The 4,655-nt window shown below is 65.5% G+C and carries 7 protein-coding genes; all 7 read right to left on the bottom strand.

The genetic code is table 11. From position 1 onward, the window contains the following. Positions 1 to 37: 37 nt before the first annotated feature. On the bottom strand, positions 38 to 832 hold the full coding sequence (gene map, locus QZV72_RS08845) for a type I methionyl aminopeptidase (protein ID WP_297007468.1): 795 nt from the start codon (positions 830 to 832) through the stop codon (positions 38 to 40). Between the two features lie 26 nt (positions 833 to 858). Beyond that, positions 859 to 1,404, bottom strand: coding sequence for an adenylate kinase (locus QZV72_RS08840; RefSeq protein WP_297007467.1), 546 nt, complete (start codon positions 1,402 to 1,404; stop codon positions 859 to 861). After that, positions 1,401 to 2,732, bottom strand: coding sequence for a preprotein translocase subunit SecY (secY, locus tag QZV72_RS08835; protein WP_297007464.1), 1,332 nt, complete (start codon positions 2,730 to 2,732; stop codon positions 1,401 to 1,403). Before secY ends, QZV72_RS08840 begins: the two co-directional genes overlap by 4 nt. Positions 2,733 to 3,146: 414 nt before the next feature. Continuing rightward, positions 3,147 to 3,593 carry a 50S ribosomal protein L15 gene (rplO, locus tag QZV72_RS08830; RefSeq protein ID WP_297007461.1) on the bottom strand — a complete coding sequence of 149 codons (447 nt, stop codon included), beginning with the start codon at positions 3,591 to 3,593 and terminating at the stop codon, positions 3,147 to 3,149. A 4-nt stretch (positions 3,594 to 3,597) separates the two neighbouring features. After that, complete coding sequence (gene rpmD / locus QZV72_RS08825; RefSeq protein ID WP_020441902.1) at positions 3,598 to 3,783, bottom strand: 50S ribosomal protein L30; 186 nt, start codon at positions 3,781 to 3,783, stop codon at positions 3,598 to 3,600. A 2-nt stretch (positions 3,784 to 3,785) separates the two neighbouring features. After that, positions 3,786 to 4,436, bottom strand: a complete 651-nt coding sequence (rpsE, locus tag QZV72_RS08820) for a 30S ribosomal protein S5 (RefSeq protein WP_297007455.1) — start codon at positions 4,434 to 4,436, stop codon at positions 3,786 to 3,788. A gap of 40 nt (positions 4,437 to 4,476) precedes the next feature. Continuing rightward, positions 4,477 to 4,655: 50S ribosomal protein L18 (locus QZV72_RS08815; RefSeq protein WP_297007471.1), on the bottom strand; the 179-nt coding region annotated here is incomplete at its 5' end.

Genomic DNA, 4,655 nt, shown 5'->3' with positions numbered 1-4,655 from the left:
CGACCACGCCGCGATCTGATCGCGACGAGGCCGCGGATCAGTACCGCGCGGTGAGGATGCGCGGACCGTCCGCCGTCGCTGCGACGGTGTGCTCCCAGTGGGAGGCGAAGGAGCCGTCGAGGGTCTTCACACCCCAGTCGTCGTCCAGGACGTACGACTCCTCGGTACCGAGAGCCAGCATCGGCTCGATGGCGAGGGTGGACCCGACCTCGATGGACGGCCCCTTGCCGGGACGCCCCTCATTGGCCAGGTACGGGTCCTCGTGCATCTCGTGGCCGATGCCGTGGCCGCCGTAGCCGTCGACGATGTACAGCGGGACGCCGAACTTCGCCGACGCCGCCATGGTGGCGTCCTCCAGGGCCCAGGAGATATCGGTCAGCCGGTTGCCCGGGACCATCGCCTTCAGTCCCTCCAGCAGGACCCACTCGGTGGCCTCATTGAGCTTGCGGACGTCGTCGGCGAGCTCACCGACACCGAAACTCCAGGCCGAGTCCCCCACCCAGCCGTCGAGCGTGGCCCCGCAGTCGATCGAGACGAGGTCGCCGTCCTTGAGCACGGTCGCCTCGTCCGGGATACCGTGGACGATCATGTCGTTCACCGAGGAGCAGATGCTGCCCGGGAACCCGCCGTACCCCTTGAAGGTCGGGTAGGCCCCGGCATCCCGGATCGTGGCCTCGGCGACCGCGTCCAGTTCCAGAGTGCTCACCCCGGGCTTCGCCGCGGCCTTGACCGCCTGCAGTGCCCTGCCCACGATCTCGCCCGCAGCCTGCATGGCGTCGAGCTCGGCCGGGGACTTACCCCGGATGACCTTGTGTGAACGGCGGAATCCCACGGTACCTGTACTTTCCTCGTACTTGTCTAACGGTCCAGCGCATCGAGGGTGGTCGAGGAGATGTCCTCGACAGTGCCCTCGGCGTCGATGTCGACGATGATGTCACTGTAGAACTCGATCAGCGGCGCGGTCTCGTCACGGTACACCTGGAGACGGGTGCGGATCGTCTCCTCATTGTCGTCCTTACGGCCACGGGACAGCATGCGCTCGACCACGACGTCTTCGGAGACCCGGTAGTTGATGACCGCGTCGAGCTTCTCGCCGGACTCGCCGAGCATCCCGCCGAGGATCTCGGCCTGCTCGACGGTGCGGGGGAAACCGTCCAGGAGGAAGCCGTCGACGGCGTCATCCTGGGCGAGCCGTGACCGGACCATGTCGGCGGTGACGGAGGTCGGGACCAGCTTGCCGGCGTCGATGTAGGACTGGGCCAGCTTGCCGAGCTCGGTCTCCTTGCCGATGTTCTCGCGGAACAGGTCGCCGGTGGAGATGTGGGGAACCTGCAGGGCGTCCGCGAGAATGGCCGCCTGGGTACCCTTGCCCGCACCGGGCGGGCCGAGGAGAACGAGTCTCATTTGAGGAATCCTTCGTAGTTGGCTTGCATGAGCTGGGACTCGATCTGCTTGACGGTGGTCAGTGCGACCGAGACCATGATCAGGATAGCGGTACCGCCGAATGCGCCGAGTCCGTTACCCCCTCCGTTGGAGGTGATGCCGGCGGACAGGGCGAGGTTCGGGATGATCGCGATGACCGCAAGATACACCGAACCGACCGCGAGCAGACGGTTCATGACCCGCCCGAGGTACTCGGCGGTGGGCCGGCCCGGACGGATGCCCGGGATGAAGCCACCGTACTTCTTCATGTTGTCGGCCTGGTCGTTGGGGTCGTACTGGATCGACACGTAGAAGAACGCGAAGAAGATGATCATCACGGCCATGAACACGATGTAACGCCAGTCCGACGGGTCGGTGAGGATGTTCATGACGTCACGGTTCCACCAGTTGTCCGGCTGCTCCGAGCTGCCGGACTGGATGATCTGTGTGATCAGGATCGGCACGGTCAACAGGGAGGACGCGAAGATCACCGGGATGACGCCGGCCTGGTTGACCTTCAGCGGCAGGTAGGTGGACGTCTCACCGTACTGGCGGCGCCCGACCATGCGCTTGGCGTACTGGACCGGGATACGCCGCTGACCCTGCTCGACGAAGACGACGAGGACGACGAGGACGAGCATCGCGACAACGACACCGGCGAAGACGAATCCGCCGGAGTCCTCCAGGATGCTCATGCCCTGGGCGGGAAGGTGGGTGGCCATGCCGGCGACGATGAGCAACGACATGCCGTTTCCGATGCCGCGGTCGGTGATCAGCTCACCGATCCACATCACGAGCACCGCACCGGCCGTCATGATGACGACCATGGTGATGATGCCGAAGATACCGGTCCCCTCCCGCAGCACCTGCTGACCGGAACCGAGCAGCTGCTTGTTGTTCGCCAGCGCCACGATTCCCGAAGACTGCAGCAGGGCCAGTGCGACCGTCAGATAGCGGGTGTACTCGGTCATCTTCGCCTGACCGGACTGCCCCTCCTTCTTGAGCTGCTCGAACCGTGGAATGACCACGGTGAGCAGCTGCACGATGATGGACGCCGTGATGTAGGGCATGATGCCGATCGCGAAGATAGACAACTGCAGCAGCGCGCCACCCGAGAAAAGGTTGATCAGGCTGTACATGCTGGTCTGGCCGTCTTCGGTCAGGTTACGGACCTGCTCTGTGACTTTCGCATAGTCGACGCCTGGCGTCGGGATCTGAGAACCGATCCGGTACAGGATGATCATCCCCAGGGTGAAGAGGATCTTCCTGCGCAGATCGGCATCCCTGAACGCCGAGAGTATGGCGGTCACATTTGCCTCCTGGCACGATCACGGCCGGTGGCGTCCGGCGCCGGAGAGAGGCGGGGCGTCGACCGTGTCGATGGGTCTACATGGTGTTTCCGACGCCGGGCATGCCTGGCCGACGGCGGATAATGGACAACTGCAACAGGATAGCAGGGGTTACCTCATCCGTGCCCCGTCGCCGGGTAAGTTTGTCCCCCTTCGTCCATGTCTGCCCAGGTCAGAATAGATGTAAATGCAGCCCCCACCGCCGGCTCCGTCTTCATCCTCCCCGCCTCGGATGTCGCGGTGGATCTGACGGGGTGTCACGGGGTGGATCTGACGGGGCGTCACGGGACGTCCGGCCCCCGCACACGACGAAACCCCGCTCCCCCACGGGTGGGGGAACAGGGTTCAGCGCCGGACGGCGGCGTCCGTGAAGGCTCAGGCCTCGGTGGTGGTCCCGCCGGCGGCCTGGATCTTCTCGACGGCGGACCTGGAGAACTTGTCGGCGGTGACGTTGACCGCGACAGCGATCTCACCGTTGCCGAGGACCTTGACCGGCTGCTTCGGCCGGACGAGGCCGGCAGCCACGATGTCGGCGACAGTGACGTCGCCGCCCTTCGGGAACGCCTTCTCCAGATCGGAGACGTTGACGACCTGGAACACGACGCGAGCCGGGTTCTTGAAGCCCTTGAGCTTCGGCAGGCGCATGTGCAGCGGCATCTGTCCACCCTCGAAGGCGGCAGAGACCTGCTTGCGGGCCTTGGTGCCCTTGGTACCGCGACCGGCGGTCTTACCCTTGGACGCCTCACCACGACCCACACGGGTCTTGGCGGTGTTGGCACCCTTGGTCGGACGCAGGTCGTGGAGCTTGATGGGTTCGCTCATGTTCTTACTCCCCTGCAACTTCCTCGACCTCGACCATGTGGCGCACGGTGTTGATCTGACCGCGGACCACCGGAGTGTCCTCGCGGACGACCGAGTGGCCGATACGCTTCAGGCCGAGCGAGCGCAGCGACTCACGCTGCTTCGGCTTGGTGGCGACTTTACCCTTACGCTGGGTGATCTTCAGTGCCATGGTTACGCTCCCTGTCCTGCGGCGCGGGCACGGAGCATCGCGGCCGGGGCGACCTCTTCGAGGGTCTTGCCACGGCGGGCGGCGACCTCTTCGGGCCGGACCAGCTGCTTGAGGGCGTCCACGGTGGCGTGGACGACGTTGATGGCGTTGTCGGAGCCGAGAGACTTCGACAGGACGTCCTGGACGCCGGCGCACTCGAGCACCGGGCGGGCGGCACCACCGGCGATGACACCGGTACCGGGGGCGGCCGGAGCCATCCACACGACACCGGCGGCAGCCTCACCCTGGACCGGGTGGGTGATGGTGCCGGCGATCATCGGGACGCGGAAGAAGTTCTTGCGGGCCTCTTCGGCACCCTTCTGGATCGCGGCCGGGACTTCCTTGGCCTTGCCGTAGCCGACGCCGACCATGCCCTGGCCGTCGCCGACGATCACGAGAGCGGTGAAGCTGAAGCGACGACCACCCTTGACGACCTTGGAGACACGGTTGATGGTGACGACGCGCTCGATGTACTGCGAGCGCTCGTCGTCCTGACCACGACGGTTGCCGCCGCGGCGGTCATCGCGGCCACGACCACGGTTGTCACCGCGGTGGTTGTCGCCGCGGTTGTTGTTGTCGGCGGTGCGTCCGCCGTTACGATCACGTTCCGACATCACGCAGTCCTTCCGTCGGTGAAAATCTTGTCGTTGCGCATTAGAACTTCAGACCACCTTCGCGAGCGGCGTCGGCCAGAGCGGCGACGCGTCCGTGATACTGGTAGCCACCGCGGTCGAAGACCACGGTCTCGACACCGGCAGCCTTGGCGCGCTCGGCGATGAGCTCGCCGACGCGGGCGCCGCGGGCCTTCTTGTCACCCTCCATGGCACGGATGT

This window comes from uncultured Corynebacterium sp. (genome assembly GCF_902782855.1).
Taxonomy (GTDB): Bacteria; Actinomycetota; Actinomycetes; order Mycobacteriales; family Mycobacteriaceae; genus Corynebacterium.
Note: the sequence above shows the minus strand (reverse complement) of the source record. Positions and strands in the feature narration are given on the sequence as shown.